We start from the raw sequence: 17152 nt of genomic DNA, 5'->3' as shown, positions 1-17152 counted from the left end.
CACGCACATGGCTCCCGCGCGGGGCGATGAGTCCCTCACCCGCCGCGCGGCGCTTGGCGCGGGCGGCGGTGCACTGCTGCTGTGGCTCACGGGCTGCGCCCAGCTCTCGGGCGGCCCGGCTGCCGCGCCCGGGCGATCGGCGAGCTGGAGCGGGCGCATGTCGCTGCGCATCGACAGCGAACCGGTCCAGACCTTTGCCGCCCTGTTCGAGCTGCGCGGCTCAGCCGAAACCGGCGACCTGACGCTGACCACGCCCATCGGCAGCACGCTGGCCCAGTTGCACTGGGCGCCGGGTGAAGCCCTGCTGAAGAACGGCAGCGAGACCCGCCGCTACGACTCCGTCGACGCACTGATCGAAGCCGCCACCGGTGCCGCCATTCCGGTGGGCGCCCTGTTCGGCTGGCTCGATGGCCGCGCCGACCCCGTGCCCGGCTGGCGCGCCGACCTTGGCCAGCTGTCGAACGGCCGCCTGCAGGCCACGCGCGAATCTCCGGCGCCTCGGGCGGACCTGCGCATCGTGTTCGAACGCTCATGAAGGCGATCTACGACCTTCCCGCGCCGGCCAAGCTGAACCTGTTCCTGCACATCACCGGGCGGCGCGACGACGGCTACCACCTGCTGCAGTCGGTCTTCATGCTGATCGACTGGTGCGACACGCTGCACGTCGAGCTGCGCAACGACGGCCAGCTCAGCCGCGAAGACCTCACCACGCCGCTGCCGGCCGACGACCTCGTGCTGCGCGCCGCCCGTGCGCTGCAGGCGCATGCCGCGCCCGGCCAGGGCGCGCACATCGGCATCGCCAAGCACGTGCCGGCGCAGGCGGGCATGGGCGGAGGGTCGTCGGATGCGGCCACCTGCCTGCTCGCACTCAACCGCCTCTGGAACCTGAACCTGCCGCTGTCGCGCCTGGCGCAGATCGGGCTGAAGCTGGGGGCGGATGTGCCTTTCTTCCTCGGTGGGCGCAACGCCTGGGTCGAGGGCATCGGCGAGGAAATCACCCCGGTCAACCTGCCGCCCGCACGCTTCGTGGTGGCCAAGCCACCCGAGGGACTCGATACCCGATTAATTTTTTCTGCGGATGATTTGGAACGGGCAACTCCTGTTGCTATAATCTCAGGCTTTGCTGCAGATAGCGAACAGCTAGAAGCCACAAACCTCGGCAACGGGGTTTACGACTTCGGTCACAACGACCTGCAGCCGGTTGCCCAACGGCTTTGCCCCGCAGTCACCGACGCCATCGAATGGCTCGGACTGCAAGGATTGAAGGCCCGGATGACCGGCTCCGGAAGTTCGGTGTTCGCGAAGATGCCGCAATTGCCGCAGGAAGCGGAACTGCTTGAAGCCCCCCGGGGATGGCAGGTTCGACAATGCGACAATCTGGCAGTTCATCCACTCTGGGGATGGGCAGCCTGAAGAGATAATCGGAACGCTCTGCGGTTCGATGCGACATATATCGGTGGGTGGTGCAAACCATCAACCTGTGTAGGGGAGTCGCCAAGCTGGTTAAGGCACTGGATTTTGATTCCAGCATGCAAAGGTTCGAATCCTTTCTCCCCTGCCAAATCTCTCAAACTGCGGCCTGATGGCCGCAGTGCTTCTTTTGCAGTCCACCGGCTGCAATAATCGGCGGCCCACACAGGCCGCCACGACTCGAAACCTTTGGCGGCTTTCCCGCAAGCCCATTTGCACTGCCCGGACGCGCTCATGCAGGCCAATCACCCTGACTTCTTGGTTTTCACCGGCAACGCCAATCCCGGCCTTGCTGCAGAAATCGCGCACAACCTCGGCACCTCGCTGGGCGCGGCACGCGTCGGTCGCTTCTCCGACGGCGAAGTCACCGTCGAGATCAACCAGAACGTCCGTGCCCGTGACGTGTTCGTGGTGCAGTCGACCTGCGCGCCGACCAACGAAAACCTGATGGAACTGCTGATCATGGTCGACGCGCTCAAGCGCGCCTCGGCCGAGCGGATCAGCGCCGTGATTCCCTACTTCGGCTACGCCCGCCAGGACCGCCGCCCGCGCTCGAGCCGCGTGCCGATCTCGGCCAAGGTGGTCGCCAACCTGCTGGAAACCGTGGGCGTCGAGCGCGTGCTCACCATGGACCTGCACGCCGACCAGATCCAGGGCTTCTTCGACATTCCGGTCGACAACATCTACGCCTCGCCCGTGCTGCTGGGCGACCTGCGCCAGAAGAACTACGAAGACCTGATCGTGGTCTCGCCCGACGTCGGCGGCGTGGTGCGCGCCCGTGCGCTGGCCAAGCAACTGAACTGCGACCTCGCCATCATCGACAAGCGCCGCCCGAAGGCCAACGTCAGCGAAGTCATGAACGTGATCGGCGAAATCGACGGCCGCAACTGCGTGATCATGGACGACATGATCGACACCGCCGGCACGCTGGTCAAGGCAGCCGAAGTGCTGAAGGAACGCGGCGCCAAGAGCGTGTACGCCTACTGCACGCACCCGATCTTCTCGGGCCCGGCCATCGAGCGCCTCTCCAAGGGCACGGCCCTGGACGAAGTGGTCGTCACCAACACCATCCCTCTTTCCGACGCGGCCGTCGCGTGCGGAAAGATCCGCCAGCTCTCCGTGGCACCGCTGATCGCCGAAACGATCCAGCGCATTGCCAAGGGCGAGTCGGTGATGAGTTTGTTCTCGGACCAGGACAACCTGTTCTGAGCTGAGAGCGAAAAAGCAGGCCTCCTTCGGAGGCCTTTTTGAACCGGAGTCGCACTGGTCGCGGTGGACTCTCACAGGAGCTAGTTATGAAATTCGTCGCTTATGAGCGCGCAAAGCAGGGCACGGGTGCGAGCCGCCGTCTCCGCATCACGGGCAAGACCCCGGGCATCGTCTACGGTGGTGACACCCAGCCGCAACTGATCGAAATCGATCACAACGCGCTGTGGCACGCCCTGAAGAAGGAAGCCTTCCACTCGTCGATCCTCGAAATGGACCTCGCCGGCGCCGTCACCAAGGTGCTGCTGCGCGACGTGCAATACCACCCGTTCCGCCAGCTGGTGCAACACATCGACTTCCAACGCGTCGATGCCAAGACCCGCATGAACATGAAGGTGCCGCTTCACTTCAAGGGTGAAGAAGAGTCCGACGCCGTCAAGCTGGATCACAACCTCGTGAACCACGTGATGACCGAGCTGGAAATCAACTGCCTGCCCAGCGATCTGCCTGAATTCATCGAGATCGACCTCTCGGGCCTGAAGAAGAACGCCACGCTGCACGTCAACGACATCAAGCTGCCCAAGGGCGTGAAGTTCGTGAGCCACGGCAAGACCAACCCCGTCATCGTGTCGGCCGTGCCGCCGCTGGTCTCGGAAGAGCCGGCACCTGCCGCCGAAGGCGCTGCTGCCGAAGGCGCTGCTGCTGCCGCTGGCAAGCCCGCCGCCAAGACGGCCAAGAAGAAGTAATCCTCTTTCTTTCCGTCCGCGAACAGAAGGCCCGCCTCGTGCGGGCCTTTTGCTTTGGGGGGCGGCGAGATAATTCCCGCCATGATCAAGCTGTTTGTCGGCCTCGGAAACCCGGGCCCTGAGTACGAAGCCACGCGCCACAACGCGGGCTTCTGGTGGATCGACGCCCTCGCGCGCGACTGGAAGCTCAACCTCGTGCCCGAGCGCGGCTACCACGGCCTCGCGGCGCGCGCGAACATCGGCGGCCAGAGCATCTGGCTGCTGGAGCCGCAGACCTTCATGAACCTGTCAGGCAAGTCGGTGGCCGCACTGGCGCGCTTCTTCAAGATCGCGCCCGACGAAATCCTCGTGGTGCACGACGAGCTCGACGTGGTGCCCGGCCAGGCCAAGCTCAAGTTCGGCGGCAGCCATGCGGGCCACAACGGCCTGCGCGACATCCATGCCCAGCTCGGCACCGGCGACTACTGGCGGCTGCGCCTGGGCATCGGCCATCCCGGCGTGAAGTCGGAGGTGGTCAACTGGGTGCTCAAGAAGCCGCTCAAGGAGCAGCGCGAAGCGATCGAAGACGCCATCGTGCGCACCTTGCATGCCGCCCCCGCGCTGGTGGCCGGCGAGATGGAAAAAGCCACGCTGATGATTCACACGAGCAAACCGCCGCGGCCCAAGCCGCCGAGGCGGGAGCCCGGCGACGGAGGCACGACGCCTGCCGCCACCTAGCCGGCCACGGGAGTGCAGGGAGGGAGAGCAAGCAAAAAATGAGAAAAAGAAGAACGACGACGAAGAACCAGAAGACAGCAGGCACAGCGGCAATTGCTATATTTTCAATAGCACTGTCTGCCGCCTGCATGGGCGCCTCAGCCCAGACTTGGCGATGCGGCAACACCTACTCTGACCAGCCGTGCGAAGGCGGGCGGACCGTGAAGGTGGACGACCGGCGCAGCGATGCGGACCGCAGGGCGTCGGAAGATGCCACGCGCCGCAACGAACACAGCGCAGGTCGGCTGGCACGCAACCGGGAGTCGCAGGAGCGGGAGGCGCTCGGCCGGCGCAGTCCCACGACCTTCGATGCGGGGCGCTTCGCCTCGGGCGCGCAACCGCTCACGCCCGCCGAACAGGCCGCCCAGGCCCGTCAGCGCAAGCACACGGCCGAGCCCCGCCCGACGAGTGCGCGCTTCAACAGTCCTTCGACTGGCGACGAGGCGCCGAAGGACACAGGCAAGAAGAAAAAGAAGAAGAAACCCGGCTCAGAGGGCGCCGGCTGACGACGGCGAGGCGGCATCCGAAGCTGGCGCTGCCGCCTTGTCCGCCGTGAGGCGCACGTACTTCTGCATCAGCGTCTCGCGGGTCTCCACATGGTCGGGGTTCACCGGGATGCAGGCCACCGGGCAGATCTGCACGCACTGCGGCTCGTCGAAGTGGCCGACGCACTCGGTGCACTTGTGCGGATCGATCTCGTAGAACTCGGCGCCCATGTAGATCGCATCGTTCGGGCACTCGGGCTCGCAGACATCGCAGTTGATGCATTCGTCGGTGATCATGAGGGCCATCCCCCGATTATCGGCGGACCGGGCGAAGGCCTCCCAGCAGACCCTGCGGAGCCCCCGCCAGCGTCAGGGCGGTCCGGCGAGGAGCGACAAAGGTCACAGTCGAGGCACGGTTGTTGCACCAGTCAGTTATGCTGCGGCCCGCCCCATGAGTCTGTTTCTATTCAAGCGCATCGCCACGCTGATCGGCACCCTGATCGGCGCCTCGGTCATCGTTTTCCTCGTCCTCGAGATCCTGCCCGGCAACGCCGCGCAGATGCTCATGGGCCCCGACGCCTCGCCCGACGCCGTCGCCGCCCTGGCCACCAAGCTCGGCCTGGACCAGCCCGCCTGGACCCGCTACTGGCACTGGATCGGCGGCCTGCTCACCGGCAACCTCGGCGACAGCTACGCCTACAGCTCGCCCGTCATCGACCTGATCCTGGAGCGCCTGGCCCTCACCGTGCCGCTGGCCGTGATGGCCATGGCCCTGACCGTCGTCATCGCCCTGCTCGTGGGTGTGACGGCTGCCGCACGCCACAACAAGCTCGGCGACGTCGGCCTCATGGGCATGGCCCAGGTCGGCATCGCCATTCCCAACTTCTGGTTCGCGATCCTGCTGATCCTGGTGTTCTCGGTGCAACTGCAGTGGTTCTCCGCGGGCGGCTTCGAGGGCTGGGGTGAAGGCATCTTCGCGGGGCTCAAGTCCCTGCTGCTGCCCGCGCTGTCGCTCGCGGTGGTGCAGGCCGCGATCCTCGCTCGCATCACGCGCTCGGCGGTGCTCGAGGTGATGCGCGAAGACTTCGTGCGCACCGCGCGCGCCAAGGGCGTGTCGCAGCGCATGGTGCTGTGGACCCACGTGCTGCGCAACGCGATGATCCCCGTGATCACCGTCATGGGCATGCAGTTCTCCGAGCTGCTGGCCGGCACCATCGTGGTGGAGAACGTGTTCTACCTGCCCGGGCTGGGCCGGCTGATCTTCCAGGCCATCAGCAACCGCGACCTGATCGTGGTGCGCAACTGCGTGATGCTGCTCGCAGCCATGGTCGTCATCGTGAACTTCGTGGTCGACGTGCTCTACGCCGTGATCGACCCGCGCATCAAGGCGAGCGACGTATGAGCACGACCACCGTTCCCAGCGCCGTCGCGCTCAAGGTGCCGGGCTTCTGGCGCCGCGCCCTGCACCACCGCAGCTTCGCGATCGGCGGCGTGCTGAGCCTGCTGCTGCTGATCGCTGCCGTGCTCTCCCTGGTCTGGACGCCGTGGTCGCCCTACGCGATGGACATGGCGAACAAGATGCAGGGCCCTTCGGCCACGCACTGGCTCGGCACCGATGCGTTCGGGCGCGACGTGGCTTCGCTGCTGCTCGTGGGTGCGCGTGCGTCCATCCTCGTGGGCGTGATTGCCGTCGGCATCGGCCTCGTGGTCGGCACGGCGCTGGGCCTGCTCGCTGCTGCGAGGCGCGGCTGGGTCGAAGAGGCGGTGATGCGCCTGTCGGACTTCACACTGGCCTTCCCCGCGATCCTGTCGGCCATCATGATGACCGCCGTGTTCGGCGCCGGCATCGTCAACGCCATCATCGCGATCGGCATCTACAACATTCCGACCTTCGCACGCATCACGCGCGCTTCGGCCAACGCGATCTGGTCGCGCGAGTACGTGGCCGCAGCACGCGCCTGCGGCAAAGGATCGTTCGCGATCACGATGCAGCACGTGCTGCCCAACATCTCGGCCGTGCTGATCGTGCAGATCACCATCCGCTTCGCCATCGCCATCCTGGCCGAGGCTGCGCTGTCGTACCTCGGCCTCGGCACGCAACCGCCGCAGCCCTCGTGGGGTCGCATGCTCAGCGAAGCCCAGACCCTCATGTTCCAGCAGCCGCTGCTCGCGGTGTTCCCCGGCATGGCCATCGCTCTGGCGGTGCTCGGCCTGAACCTGATGGGCGACGGTCTGCGCGACCTGCTCGATCCGCGCCTGGCGCGCGCGAGGTAAACAAGCACGTCATGGCGCTTCTCGAAGTCAACGACCTCCACATCGGCCTGCAGACGCAACGCGGCCCGGCCGAAGCCGTGCGCGGCATTTCCTTCTCGCTGGAGCGCGGCGAAACGCTGGGCATCGTCGGCGAGTCGGGCTGCGGCAAGTCGATCACCGTGATGTCGCTCATGGGCCTGCTGCCCGCGACCGCCAAGGTCACGGGCAGCATCCGCTTCGACGGCACCGAGCTGGTCGGGCGCGACGAAAAGGACATGTGCCAGATCCGCGGCAACCGCATCGGCATGATCTTCCAGGAGCCGATGACGGCCCTGAACCCGGTGCACACCATCGTGCGCCAGGTCGGTGAGCCGCTGCGGCTGCACCGCGGCCTGTCGAAGGCCGAAGCGCGCAAGGAAGTGCTCGCGCTGCTCGACCGCGTCGGCATTCCCGACGCCGCCTCGCGCCTCGACGCCTACCCGCACCAGTTCTCCGGCGGGCAGCGCCAGCGCATCGGCATCGCGATGGCGCTGGCCTGCGGCCCCGACCTGCTGATTGCCGACGAGCCCACCACCGCGCTCGACGTGACGATCCAGAAGCAGATCCTCGAGCTCATCCAGGGCCTCGTGGCCGAACGCAGCATGGCGCTGATCCTGATCTCGCACGACCTCGGCGTGATCTCGCAGACGGTCTCGAAGATGCTCGTGATGTACGGCGGCAGCGTGGTCGAGAGCGGCCCCACCGACGCCGTGTTCGCCAAGCGCGCCCACCCCTACACGCAAGGCCTGTTCGCCGCGCGCCCCGCCATCGGCGCGCCGCGCGGCCTGCGCCTGGCCACCATCCGCGGCAGCGTGCCCGAGCTGGTCGACCTGCCGCCGGGCTGCCCGTTCGCGGGCCGCTGCGCGTACACGGTCGACGCCTGTCACACCACGCGGCCGTCCGCCACGGTGCTGCCGCCGGACCATGCGGTGCGCTGCATGCGTCTCGAAGAAATTGCAGCCGCGCAGGCTGTTGCGCCATGAATCCATCGACCCCGTTGCTGCAGGTGACCGACCTCGTGCGGCACTACGCCCTGCCGCGCGAAAAACTCTTCGGCCCGCCGCCCACCGTGAAGGCCCTCAATGGCGTGAGCTTCAGCGTGCAGGCCGGCAAGAGCCTGGGCATCGTCGGCGAATCGGGCTCGGGCAAGTCCACCATCGCGCGCCTCGTGATGGCGCTGGACACCCCGACCTCGGGCAGCGTCGCGCTCGAAGGCCGCAACCTGCACGCGCTCTCGAAGGCCGAGCTGCGCACCGCGCGGCGCGACTTCCAGATGGTCTTTCAGGACCCGTACGGCTCGCTCGACCCGCGCCAGACCGTCGCGCGCATCGTCGCCGAGCCGCTCGAAGCACTGGCTGAAACGCGGCGTGCCGAGCAGCGCGAGCGCGCCGCCGAAGCGCTCGCGGCCGTCGGCCTGCGCACCACCGACCTCGACAAGTACCCGCACGAGTTCTCCGGCGGCCAGCGCCAGCGCATCGCGATCGCGCGCGCGCTCATCACGCGCCCCAAGCTCATCGTGGCCGACGAGCCCGTGAGCGCGCTCGATGTGTCGGTGCAGGCCCAGGTGCTCAACCTCATGCAGGACCTGCAGCAGCAGTTCGGCATCAGCTACCTGCTCATCAGCCACGACCTCGCCGTGGTCAACCACCTGTGCGACGAGGTGTGCGTGGTGTTCAAGGGCCAGATCGTGGAGCAGGGGCCGCCGGCCGAGCTGTTCCATCACGCGCAGCATCCGTACACCCGCACCCTGCTGTCGGCGGTGCTGCACACGCCGCCCGGCGACACGCTGCGCGCGGCCTGAAGTCGCGGGGGCACGGCCTCGGACAGATCGGTCATGAGCATCTGGTGGCGCAAGCGGTGGGCTTCGCGCAAGATCGCTCGCCCATCCGGGAACGTCCCGAGGAAAAACCGCCCGCGCCGGCGCGCACCGGAGGGCCTGCTGCGAGAGAATGATCCGCTGCACGTGGCATCTTTCGTGCTGTGTGTCTTTCTTTCGTGGCGCTGCGCTTCCCCCTGGGGCACGGTGCGCGCCGAAGCAGTCATTCGACACTGACCGTTTTCCGGAGATCACCCCGTATGTTGAACCGTCGCACGCTCCTTACCACCGCCGGCGCCACCGTCGCCCTGGCCACCCCGCTGGCCGGCATGGCGCAGGGCCGCAAGGACGCCATCGTGATCGGCATGGCCCTGGAGCCGCCGGGCCTGGACCCGACCACCGGCGCCGCCGCCGCCATCGCCGAGGTCGTGCAGTACAACATCCTGGAAACGCTGACCAAGATCAACGTCGACGGCAGCGTCACGCCGCTGTTGGCCGAGAGCTGGGAAATCTCGCCCGACCTGAAGACCTACACCTTCAAGCTGCGCAAGGGCGTGAAGTTCCAGAACGGCGAGCCCTTCAACGCCTCCACCGTCAAGTTCGCGTTCGACCGCGCCGGCGGCGAGAAGAGCACCAACAAGGACAAGCGCACCTTCGCCAACCTCGCCACGCAGGTGGTCGACGAGCACACGGTGGTGGTCATCAACAAGGAGATCGACCCCGACCTGCCCTTCGTGCTGGGCCAGGCCACGGCCGCCATCGTCGAGCCCAAGAGCGCCGAGGGCAACGCCACCAAGCCGATCGGCACCGGCCCCTACAAGCTGGACAACTGGGCCAAGGGCTCGTCGATCACGCTGAGCAAGTGGGAGGGCTTCCGCGCCCCCGCCGTCGCCAAGATCAACAAGGTCACCTTCCGCTTCATCTCGGACACCGCCGCGCAGGCCGCCGCCGTGCTCTCGGGCGACGTGGACGTGTTCACGCGCATCGGCACGCGCGCCGTGCCGCAGTTCCGCAACAACCCGCAGTTCCAGACCATCCTGGCCGGTTCGCGCGCCAAGACCATTCTCTCGATCAACAACAAGAAGAAGCCGCTCGACGACGTGCGCGTGCGCCGCGCGATCCTCGCGGCCATCGACCGCAAGGCCTTCATCGAGGGCGCGGCCGACGGCCTGGGCGTGCCGATCGGCAGCCATTACGTGCCGGGCGCCGCGGGCTACATCGACACCACGGGCATCAACCCCTTCGACATCGAGAAGGCCAAGAAGCTGCTGGCCGAAGCCGGCGTGAAGACCCCGCTCGAACTGCGCATGACCCTGCCCCCGCCGCCGTATGCGCGCCAGGGCGGCGAAGTCATCGTGGCGCAGCTCGCCAAGATCGGCATCAACGTGAAGATCCAGAACGTCGAGTGGGCGCAGTGGCTCAGCGGCACCTACACCAACAAGGACTACGACCTGTCGATCATTTCGCACGTCGAGCCCTTCGACCTGGGCAACTACGCCAAGCCCGACTACTACTGGGGCTACCAGTCGAAGGCCTTCGACACGCTGTTCGACAAGATCAAGTCCACCGGCAACGCGGCCGAGCGCAACAAGCTGCTGGGCGAGGCGCAGAAGCTGCTGGCCACCGACGCGGCCAACGGCTTCCTCTACCAGCCGCAGTTCCCGACCGTGGCCAAGAAGAGCGTCAAGGGCCTCTGGAAAGAGAACCCGATCTTCGTGAACGACCTGTCGGCCCTGTCGTGGGGATGAGCCCCGCAGTGCCTGACCCTTCCCTGCCTTCGTTGAGCGACCTGTCGGCGCAGGAGCTGTCTGCGGCCTACCGCGAGAAGCGCCTGTCGCCGGTCGAGGTGACGCGCGCCGTCATCGCGCGCATCGAGCACTGCGAGCCTCGGCTGCAGGCCACGTGGCTGTTCCGGCCCGAGGCCGCGCTGGAGCAGGCGCGCGCCTCGGAGCAGCGCTGGCAGCGCGGCGACGCGCGCGGCCCGCTCGACGGCGTGCCGACCACGATCAAGGAAAACATCGCCACGCGCGGCGACCCACTGCCCGCGGGCACCGCCGCCGTCGACCTCATGCCCGCCGCCGCCGACGCGCCGCCGGCCGCGCGCCTGAAGGAGGCCGGCGCCGTCATCGTCAGCAAGACCACCATGCCCGACTACGGCATGTTGTCGTCGGGGCTGTCGAGCTTTCACACGCTGGCGCGCAACCCCTGGGACCTGAGCCGCACGCCGGGCGGTTCCAGTGCTGGCGCCGGTGCCGCCGCGGCGGCGGGCTACGGTCCGCTGCACCTGGGCACCGACATCGGCGGCTCGCTGCGGCTGCCCGCCAGCTGGTGCGGCATCTTCACGCTCAAGCCCAGCCTGGGGCGCATCCCGATCGACCCACCCTACATGGGCCGCGCCGCCGGCCCCATGACGCGCACCGTCGGCGACGCCGCGCTCATGATGCAGGCGCTGGCCCGGCCCGACGCGCGCGACAGCATGAGCCTGCCCGCGCAGGACATCGACTGGGCTGCGTTCGACGTCGCGCCCGACCACCTGCGCGGCCTGCGCATCGGGCTGCTGCTCGACGCCGGCTGCGGCCTCGCGGTCGAACCCGAGATCCAGGCCGCGGTCGAGCAGGCCGCGCGCCTGTTCGAGAAGGCCGGCGCCACGGTCGAGCCCATGCAGCCCTTCATGTCGCAGGCCCTGCTCGACGGCATGGACCACCTGTGGCGCATGCGCTCGCTCGTGGACCTGAAGGCCCTGCGCCCCGACCAGCGTGCCAAGGTGCTGCCCTACATCCGCGAATGGGCCGAGAGCGCCGCCGAGTTCAGCGGCGAGCACGTGTTCCGCAGCTTCAGCCAGTTCCACGCCACGCGCGTCACGACGGTGAACGCCTGCGCGCGCTTCGACTACGTGATCTCGCCGGTGTCGCCCAACATGCCGGCAGCGGCTGAGGCGCCCTCGCCCACCAACGACCCGCTGCGGCCGCTGGAGCACATCGGCTTCACCGTGCCGTTCAACATGTCGGAGCAGCCGGCGGCGTCGGTGAACTGCGGGTACTCGGCCGGCGGCCTGCCGATCGGGCTGCAGATCGCGGGACAGCGCTTCGATGACCTCGGCGTGCTGCGCGTGGCGCGTGCGTTCGAGCAGATCCGGGAAGTGCAGCGGCCCTGGCCGCAGGTCTGAATGCGTCTGGCCTGAAAGCCTTCAGGCCAGCTGCAACGACAGCATCTCCCGCGCCCGCGTCACGAACGCGGTCTCCCCCCGCCGCGCGGGCAACCACTGGAACGCCACGCGCGGCAGCGCCGGCAGCCCATGCGGCGGTGCGAGCCGTGCAACGCCCTCCCCGATCGCCGATTCGTTGAGGCAGGCCACGCCCAGGCCCGCGGCCAGGGCCGACTGCAGGCCCGCCACCCCCGACGCGACATGCGCCAGCACGTAGGGCACGCGGCGGCGGCGCAGCAGGGACACGGTGAACTGGTGCAGCGAACAGGTGTCGGGCAGCGCCAGCAGCCGCACTGGCTCGCCGCGCACCACGCGCAGGCCGGTCGCTCCGAGCCACGCCAGCGATTCGCGCCGCAGCACGGCGCCGCTGCCGCTCGCCGCGGCATTGGCGCCCGCGATGTTCATCGCCAACCCCACGTCGAAATCGCCATGCGCATAGGCGGTGCGCAGCGCGTCGCTCTTCAGGATGGTCACGTGCAGCCGCACCTGCGGATAGCGCTCGCCGAGCCGGCCCAGCAGGCGGGTGAGGTCGCCGGGGCGGAAGTAGTCGGTCACGGCCAGCCGCAGCTCGCCCTGCAAGGTTTCGCCGCGCAGGTCGCGAAAGGCCTCGTCGCTCAGCGCGAGGATGCGCCGCGCATGCCCCAGCAGCCGCAGGCCCGCCTCGGTGGGTGCCACGCCGGCCTTGCTGCGCGTCAGCAGCGACTGGCCGGCGCGCTCCTCGAGCTTGCGGATCTGCTCGCTCACCGAGGACTGCGACAGGTACACGCGCGGCGCCGCGGCCGTGAGGCTGCCGGCGTCGGCCACCGCCACCAGGGTGCGCAACTGTTCGAGGTCGAAGCCTTGCATGGTGCCTGCCTATCCATTCGCTAATCCGATGGATTCCATCATATCTTCCCGCTTTTCCGATGACGAGCGAAATCCCACAATCACCCCATCGACCACCCGTTCTTCAACGCAAAAGGAGTCCACCATGCCCCACATCGTCGTCCACCTCTCCGGCCAGCCTGACGCCGCCCTCACCCGCAAGACCGTCGACACGGTCGCCGAGCTCACGCAGAGCGTGCTGGGCAAGGCACTGCCGGTCATCGCCGTCACGGTGCAGTACATCGCCGCCGACAGCTGGTTCATCGGCGGCAAGTCGCTGGCCGAGCTCGGCAAGTCGGCCTTCCACCTGGACATCAGCGTGACCGACGAGACCAACACCAAGGCCGAGAAGGCGCGCTACCTGCGCGAGGTGCACGCGGCCATGGCCCGGCTGCGGCCCGACCTGCACGAAGTCTCGTACGTCCACGTGATCGACGCGCGCGCCGCGGCCTACGGCTATGGCGGCCAGACGCAGGAGTACCGCCACCAGCAGGCGGGTGTCTAGGGCGTCTCACAGGGACTTGAAAGACGCCGGGGGCGTGGCACCATGCCGCCATGCCCTCCCACGGAACCCCGCACGCTGCCGACAGCCTCGGCAATCCGCTCACGCTCGACGACGCCGCCAGCCTCGCTTTGGTCGACGACTTCGTCATGGGCTTTCTCTCGACCGAGGCGCGCGCCGTGAACCTGCTGGCGCTGGCCGAACGCGATGCCAGCCCGATCGTGCAGGCCTACTGCGCGACGCTGCACCTGTTCGCCGAATCGCGCGAGGCCGCGGCCAACGCGCAGCCCTTCCTCGACAAGGCCCGCGCCGGTGCGGCGCGCGCCACGCCGCGCGAGCAGCGCTACATCGCCGCCGTCCAGGCCTGGGCGGACGGCGACATCGGGCGCGCCATCGCGCTGCATGCCGAACAGGCCCGCGAGCATCCGCGCGACCTGGTGTCGGTGAAGCTGGGCCAGTACCACTGCTTCAACACCGGCGACTGCCCCGGCATGCTGCGGCTGGCGCTCGCGGCGCTGCCGGCCGCGGCCGAGGTGCCCTACGTGCACGGCATGGTGGCCTTCGGCTACGAACAGTGCCACCTGCTGCGCGAAGCCGAGGCCAGCGCGCGCCATGCCATCAGCCTGTGCCGCAAGGAGCCCTGGGCGCACCATGCGCTGGCGCACGTGATGCTCACCGAAGGCCGGCTGGCCGAGGGGCTGGCGTTCATGCAGGGCGTGAGCGACACCTGGACCGGGCTCAACTCCTTCATGGTCACGCACAACTGGTGGCACGTGGCGCTGTTCCTCATCGACCTGGGCCGCGACGCCGAAGCGCTCGCGGTGTACGACGAGCACGCCTGGGGCGTGGTGAAGGACTATTCGCAAGACCAGATCGGCGCCGTGTCGCTGCTCGCGCGGCTCGAGCTGGCGGGCATCGATGTCGGCGCGCGCTGGGACGACGTGGCCGACCACCTGCGGCAGCGCCAGGCCGACCATGTGCTGCCCTTTCTCGACCTGCAGTACCTCTACGGCCTGGCGCGCGCCGGCCGGCCCGAGGCGCAGGTGCTGCTGCACAACATCGAGGCCTTCGCGCCCGTGGCGCCGGCGTCCACGCGCGCCGCGTGGCAGCGCGTGTGCGTGCCGGCCGCGCGCGGCCTCGTGGCCCACGCGCGCGGCGACGTGGTGGGCGCCGTCGAGGGCCTGGGCGTCGCGCTGCCGCGCATGATCGAGATCGGCGGCAGCCATGCGCAGCGCGACCTGTTCGAGCAGCTGTACCTCGACGCGCTGGTGCGCACCGGCACCGAGGCCGCGCTCGCAGGCGCGCAGGGCCTGCTGCAGCAGCAGCTCAACGGCCAGCCCGAATCGCTGCGGTTGCGGCGGCAGACCGACGCGGTCTACGCGCGGCTGGGACTCGGGCAGATCGCGGCGCGCTGAGCGGCGCGCGGCGCCACCCATGCCTTCCGGTCATGGGGCGTGCCGCAAAAGGAATTAACGGCTGCGCGGGAGCGACTCCTAAACTGGCCGCTCCTCCCGCTCTCCTCCCGTTCGCCCATGCAGCGCTCCCTCGTCACGCTGGCCGTTCTCGCGGCCCTCGCCTCGCCCTTCCACACCACCGCCGCTGAAGCCCCCGTCGAGCTCGACCTGCTGCTGCGCGGCGGCACGATCTACACGGGCGACAGCGACACGCCGGTGGTCGGCGACGTCGGCATTGCGGGCGACCGCATCGTGTTCGCGGGCCGCGCCATGCCGGCGCAGTTCAGCGCGCGCCGCACCATCGACGCCACCGGCCTCGTGGTGGCGCCCGGCTTCATCGACGCCCACACGCACGCCGACGCCGACCTGCTCTCGAGCGACGCGCGCAAGCGCCTGAACATTCCCTTTCTCACGCAGGGCGTGACCACGGCCGTGATCGGCAACGACGGCTTCGGCGGCTACGACATCGCCGCGCAGACGCAGAAGCTGCGCGCCGTGCCGGTCGGCACCAACGTCGCGATGTACGCGGGCTTCGGGCCGCTGCGCATCAGCCAGCTCGGCGAGGCCAACCGCGCGCCCACGCCCGCGCAGATGGACACGATGAAGCAGCACCTGGCCCGCGCGATGTGCGACGGCGCGCTCGGGCTGTCGACGGGCCTGTTCTACCCGCCGCAGAATTTCTCGAAGACCGAGGAGGTCATCGAACTCGCGAAGGTGGCGGCCGCGCACGGCGGCCTGTACGACAGCCACATCCGCGACGAGGCCATGTACAACGTCGGCCTCAAGGGCTCGATCGACGAGGTGATCCGCATCGGCCACGAGGCGAAGCTGCCGGTGCACTTGGCGCACATCAAGGCGCTGGGCGTGGCGGTGCAGGGCCAGAGCGGCGACATCATCCGGCGCATCGAGAAGGAGCGCGCCGCGGGCCTGGACATCACGGCCGACCACTACCCCTGGACCGCGTCGAGCACGCGCTTCTCGGCCGCGCTGCTGCCGCCCTGGGCCAACGAAGGCGGCCGCGCCGCGACGCTGCAACGCTTCGACGACGCGGCGCAGCAGGAGCGCCTGCGCAAGGACATGCGCGAGAACCTGCGCCTGCGCGGCGGGCCCGAGGCCATCCTGTTCTCGGCCGGCAGCACGAAGTACGTGGGCAAGACACTGGCCGACGTGGCCAAGACCTCGAACGCCGACCCGGTCGACGCCGCCATCGCCGTGCTGCGCGACGGCGACCTGATGATCGCCTCGTTCAACATGAGCGACGACGACGTGCGCGCCTTCATGAAGCGGCCGTGGGTCATGACCTCGTCCGACTCGTCGCTGGGCCATCCGCGCGCCTACGGCACCTTCGCGCGCAAGTACGACCAGTACGTGGTGAAGGAGCGCGCGATCTCGCTGACGCAGTTCATCCGCAGCAGCACCTCGTTCACAGCCGACACGCTGGGCCTCGTGCAGCGCGGCCACCTGCGCCCCGGCTACCACGCCGACGTGGTGGTGTTCGATCCGAAGCGCTTTGCGGCCAAGGCCACCTACACGCAGCCGACGCTGTTGTCCGAAGGCGTGGTCACGGTGCTGGTGAACGGCCGCCTCGCGGTGGACGGCGGCCAGCCCACGGGCGTGGGCGCCGGCGTGCCGCTGCTGCGCACGCCGAGGCCGGGCAGCTGCCCGGCCTGAATCAGTCCTTCTTCAGGTGCCGCCGCTGGTCGTAGGTCGGCTGCGGCGGCAGGTCGGCGAGGTGGCGCGTGTCGGCCCACTCGACGATCTCGATGGCGTCCGGCGCGGCCGGGTCGGCGATGCGGATGCGGTTGAAGCCCGCGTTCGGAATTTCGCTCTGGCGCGGGCCGCTGAGGCTCAGGCCGCGCGCGGTGCGCCACACCATGTCGAGCACGCCGCCGTGCGTGACGACGATCAGGCGCTGGCCGCGATGTGCAGCGGCGACCGTGCCGAGCGCGCCGATCACGCGCGCATGGAACTCGCGCGCGCTCTCGCCCTGCGGCATGGCATGGTCTTCGCGGAACTCCAGCCACTCTTCCCAGGCACGCGGATGCTGGCTCTGGATCTCGTCGGCCCGCATGCCCTCGACCACGCCGAAGTGCTGCTCGCGCAGCGCCACCGAGGTGACGACCGGCAGCGCCAGCTGCTGCGCCGCGGGCGCCGCGGTCTGCTGGGCGCGCATGAGGTCGCTGCTGATGAGGTGCCGTGCCGTCTCGCCCGCCAGACGCAGGCCGAGGCGGCGCGCCTGCTCGTGGCCGATGTCGTTGAGCGGGACGTCCGCGTGGCCCTGGAAACGCAACTCGCGGTTCCAGGCGGTTTCGCCGTGGCGGATCAGGATGAGGTCGGTGGGGGCGGAGTCGGGGGT

The 17152-nt window shown here is 68.7% G+C and carries 18 protein-coding genes and 1 tRNA gene; 16 read left to right on the top strand and 3 right to left on the bottom strand.

Annotation, left to right across the window (positions count from 1 at the left end; all coding sequences use genetic code 11):
- Positions 1-7: 7 nt before the first annotated feature.
- The 7 genes from AC3WQR_RS16110 (at position 8) to AC3WQR_RS16080 (ending at position 4684) form a co-directional block, all read left to right on the top strand.
- Positions 8-535, top strand: a complete 528-nt coding sequence (locus tag AC3WQR_RS16110) for a lipoprotein insertase outer membrane protein LolB (RefSeq protein ID WP_492742741.1) — start codon at positions 8-10, stop codon at positions 533-535.
- A complete protein-coding gene (ispE, locus tag AC3WQR_RS16105) occupies positions 532-1413 on the top strand; it encodes a 4-(cytidine 5'-diphospho)-2-C-methyl-D-erythritol kinase (protein ID WP_070061996.1) in 882 nt (293 codons plus the stop codon). The genes AC3WQR_RS16110 and ispE overlap by 4 nt, the downstream gene beginning before the upstream one ends.
- Before the next feature lie 71 nt (positions 1414-1484).
- A tRNA-Gln gene (locus tag AC3WQR_RS16100) sits at positions 1485-1561 on the top strand.
- 143 nt (positions 1562-1704) lie between these two features.
- Entirely contained in the window at positions 1705-2679 is a 975-nt protein-coding gene (locus tag AC3WQR_RS16095) for a ribose-phosphate pyrophosphokinase (protein ID WP_062476346.1), read from the top strand.
- A gap of 86 nt (positions 2680-2765) precedes the next feature.
- Entirely contained in the window at positions 2766-3422 is a 657-nt protein-coding gene (locus AC3WQR_RS16090; RefSeq protein ID WP_062476274.1) for a 50S ribosomal protein L25/general stress protein Ctc, read from the top strand.
- An 81-nt stretch (positions 3423-3503) separates the two neighbouring features.
- Positions 3504-4139 carry an aminoacyl-tRNA hydrolase gene (gene pth / locus AC3WQR_RS16085; protein ID WP_095949172.1) on the top strand — a complete coding sequence of 212 codons (636 nt, stop codon included), beginning with the start codon at positions 3504-3506 and terminating at the stop codon, positions 4137-4139.
- A gap of 200 nt (positions 4140-4339) precedes the next feature.
- Positions 4340-4684 carry a hypothetical protein gene (locus AC3WQR_RS16080; RefSeq protein ID WP_492742740.1) on the top strand — a complete coding sequence of 115 codons (345 nt, stop codon included), beginning with the start codon at positions 4340-4342 and terminating at the stop codon, positions 4682-4684.
- Here AC3WQR_RS16080 and AC3WQR_RS16075 read toward each other — a convergent pair.
- A complete protein-coding gene (locus AC3WQR_RS16075; RefSeq protein WP_354342277.1) occupies positions 4667-4969 on the bottom strand; it encodes a YfhL family 4Fe-4S dicluster ferredoxin in 303 nt (100 codons plus the stop codon). The two genes, AC3WQR_RS16080 and AC3WQR_RS16075, sit on opposite strands and share 18 nt — an antisense overlap.
- Before the next feature lie 145 nt (positions 4970-5114).
- Here AC3WQR_RS16075 and AC3WQR_RS16070 point away from each other — a divergent pair, with 145 nt between their 5' ends.
- From AC3WQR_RS16070 to AC3WQR_RS16045, 6 genes are all read left to right on the top strand, one after another.
- Complete coding sequence (locus tag AC3WQR_RS16070) at positions 5115-6065, top strand: ABC transporter permease (protein WP_095746670.1); 951 nt, start codon at positions 5115-5117, stop codon at positions 6063-6065.
- Positions 6062-6937: an ABC transporter permease gene (locus AC3WQR_RS16065; protein WP_062481348.1), complete on the top strand. Its 876-nt coding sequence runs from the start codon at positions 6062-6064 to the stop codon at positions 6935-6937. The genes AC3WQR_RS16070 and AC3WQR_RS16065 overlap by 4 nt, the downstream gene beginning before the upstream one ends.
- An 11-nt stretch (positions 6938-6948) precedes the next feature.
- A complete protein-coding gene (locus tag AC3WQR_RS16060) occupies positions 6949-7938 on the top strand; it encodes an ABC transporter ATP-binding protein (RefSeq protein ID WP_492742739.1) in 990 nt (329 codons plus the stop codon).
- Positions 7935-8756, top strand: a complete 822-nt coding sequence (locus AC3WQR_RS16055) for an ATP-binding cassette domain-containing protein (RefSeq protein ID WP_492742738.1) — start codon at positions 7935-7937, stop codon at positions 8754-8756. Before AC3WQR_RS16060 ends, AC3WQR_RS16055 begins: the two co-directional genes overlap by 4 nt.
- A 275-nt stretch (positions 8757-9031) precedes the next feature.
- Complete coding sequence (locus AC3WQR_RS16050) at positions 9032-10519, top strand: ABC transporter substrate-binding protein (RefSeq protein ID WP_492742737.1); 1488 nt, start codon at positions 9032-9034, stop codon at positions 10517-10519.
- A gap of 23 nt (positions 10520-10542) precedes the next feature.
- On the top strand, positions 10543-11937 hold the full coding sequence (locus AC3WQR_RS16045; protein WP_370869615.1) for an amidase: 1395 nt from the start codon (positions 10543-10545) through the stop codon (positions 11935-11937).
- Positions 11938-11958: 21 nt separating this feature from the next.
- Here AC3WQR_RS16045 and AC3WQR_RS16040 read toward each other — a convergent pair whose 3' ends face one another.
- Complete coding sequence (locus AC3WQR_RS16040) at positions 11959-12822, bottom strand: LysR family transcriptional regulator (RefSeq protein ID WP_492742736.1); 864 nt, start codon at positions 12820-12822, stop codon at positions 11959-11961.
- A 124-nt stretch (positions 12823-12946) separates the two neighbouring features.
- Between AC3WQR_RS16040 and AC3WQR_RS16035 the strand changes: the two genes are divergently transcribed.
- The 3 genes from AC3WQR_RS16035 (at position 12947) to AC3WQR_RS16025 (ending at position 16467) form a co-directional block, all read left to right on the top strand.
- On the top strand, positions 12947-13345 hold the full coding sequence (locus AC3WQR_RS16035) for a tautomerase family protein (protein ID WP_095949164.1): 399 nt from the start codon (positions 12947-12949) through the stop codon (positions 13343-13345).
- 50 nt (positions 13346-13395) lie between these two features.
- The gene (locus AC3WQR_RS16030; RefSeq protein ID WP_492742735.1) at positions 13396-14757 is read left to right on the top strand and encodes a tetratricopeptide repeat protein; all 1362 of its coding nucleotides are present in this window, start codon (positions 13396-13398) and stop codon (positions 14755-14757) included.
- A 117-nt stretch (positions 14758-14874) separates the two neighbouring features.
- Positions 14875-16467: an N-acyl-D-amino-acid deacylase family protein gene (locus AC3WQR_RS16025; RefSeq protein WP_492742734.1), complete on the top strand. Its 1593-nt coding sequence runs from the start codon at positions 14875-14877 to the stop codon at positions 16465-16467.
- A 1-nt stretch (position 16468) separates the two neighbouring features.
- Here the strand turns inward: AC3WQR_RS16025 and AC3WQR_RS16020 are convergent.
- A partial coding sequence (locus AC3WQR_RS16020; protein ID WP_492742733.1) for a histidine phosphatase family protein occupies positions 16469-17152 on the bottom strand: 684 nt, incomplete at its 5' end.

Source organism: Variovorax sp. FW305-3-2-15-B-LB1 (genome assembly GCF_058787635.1).
The sequence above is the reverse complement of the archived record's forward strand: the minus strand, read 5'-3'. Positions and strand labels throughout refer to the sequence as shown.

Bases quoted from the DNA above. Each gene is read 5' to 3' on its own strand.
- AC3WQR_RS16110 (WP_492742741.1), top strand. From the start codon at position 8: ATGGCTCCCGCGCGGGGCGATGAGTCCCTCACCCGCCGCGCGGCGCTT.
- ispE (WP_070061996.1), top strand. From the start codon at position 532: ATGAAGGCGATCTACGACCTTCCCGCGCCGGCCAAGCTGAACCTGTTC.
- AC3WQR_RS16095 (WP_062476346.1), top strand. From the start codon at position 1,705: ATGCAGGCCAATCACCCTGACTTCTTGGTTTTCACCGGCAACGCCAAT.
- AC3WQR_RS16090 (WP_062476274.1), top strand. From the start codon at position 2,766: ATGAAATTCGTCGCTTATGAGCGCGCAAAGCAGGGCACGGGTGCGAGC.
- pth (WP_095949172.1), top strand. From the start codon at position 3,504: ATGATCAAGCTGTTTGTCGGCCTCGGAAACCCGGGCCCTGAGTACGAA.
- AC3WQR_RS16075 (WP_354342277.1), bottom strand. From the start codon at position 4,969: ATGGCCCTCATGATCACCGACGAATGCATCAACTGCGATGTCTGCGAG.
- AC3WQR_RS16070 (WP_095746670.1), top strand. From the start codon at position 5,115: ATGAGTCTGTTTCTATTCAAGCGCATCGCCACGCTGATCGGCACCCTG.
- AC3WQR_RS16065 (WP_062481348.1), top strand. From the start codon at position 6,062: ATGAGCACGACCACCGTTCCCAGCGCCGTCGCGCTCAAGGTGCCGGGC.
- AC3WQR_RS16060 (WP_492742739.1), top strand. From the start codon at position 6,949: ATGGCGCTTCTCGAAGTCAACGACCTCCACATCGGCCTGCAGACGCAA.
- AC3WQR_RS16055 (WP_492742738.1), top strand. From the start codon at position 7,935: ATGAATCCATCGACCCCGTTGCTGCAGGTGACCGACCTCGTGCGGCAC.
- AC3WQR_RS16050 (WP_492742737.1), top strand. From the start codon at position 9,032: ATGTTGAACCGTCGCACGCTCCTTACCACCGCCGGCGCCACCGTCGCC.
- AC3WQR_RS16040 (WP_492742736.1), bottom strand. From the start codon at position 12,822: ATGCAAGGCTTCGACCTCGAACAGTTGCGCACCCTGGTGGCGGTGGCC.
- AC3WQR_RS16035 (WP_095949164.1), top strand. From the start codon at position 12,947: ATGCCCCACATCGTCGTCCACCTCTCCGGCCAGCCTGACGCCGCCCTC.
- AC3WQR_RS16030 (WP_492742735.1), top strand. From the start codon at position 13,396: ATGCCCTCCCACGGAACCCCGCACGCTGCCGACAGCCTCGGCAATCCG.
- AC3WQR_RS16025 (WP_492742734.1), top strand. From the start codon at position 14,875: ATGCAGCGCTCCCTCGTCACGCTGGCCGTTCTCGCGGCCCTCGCCTCG.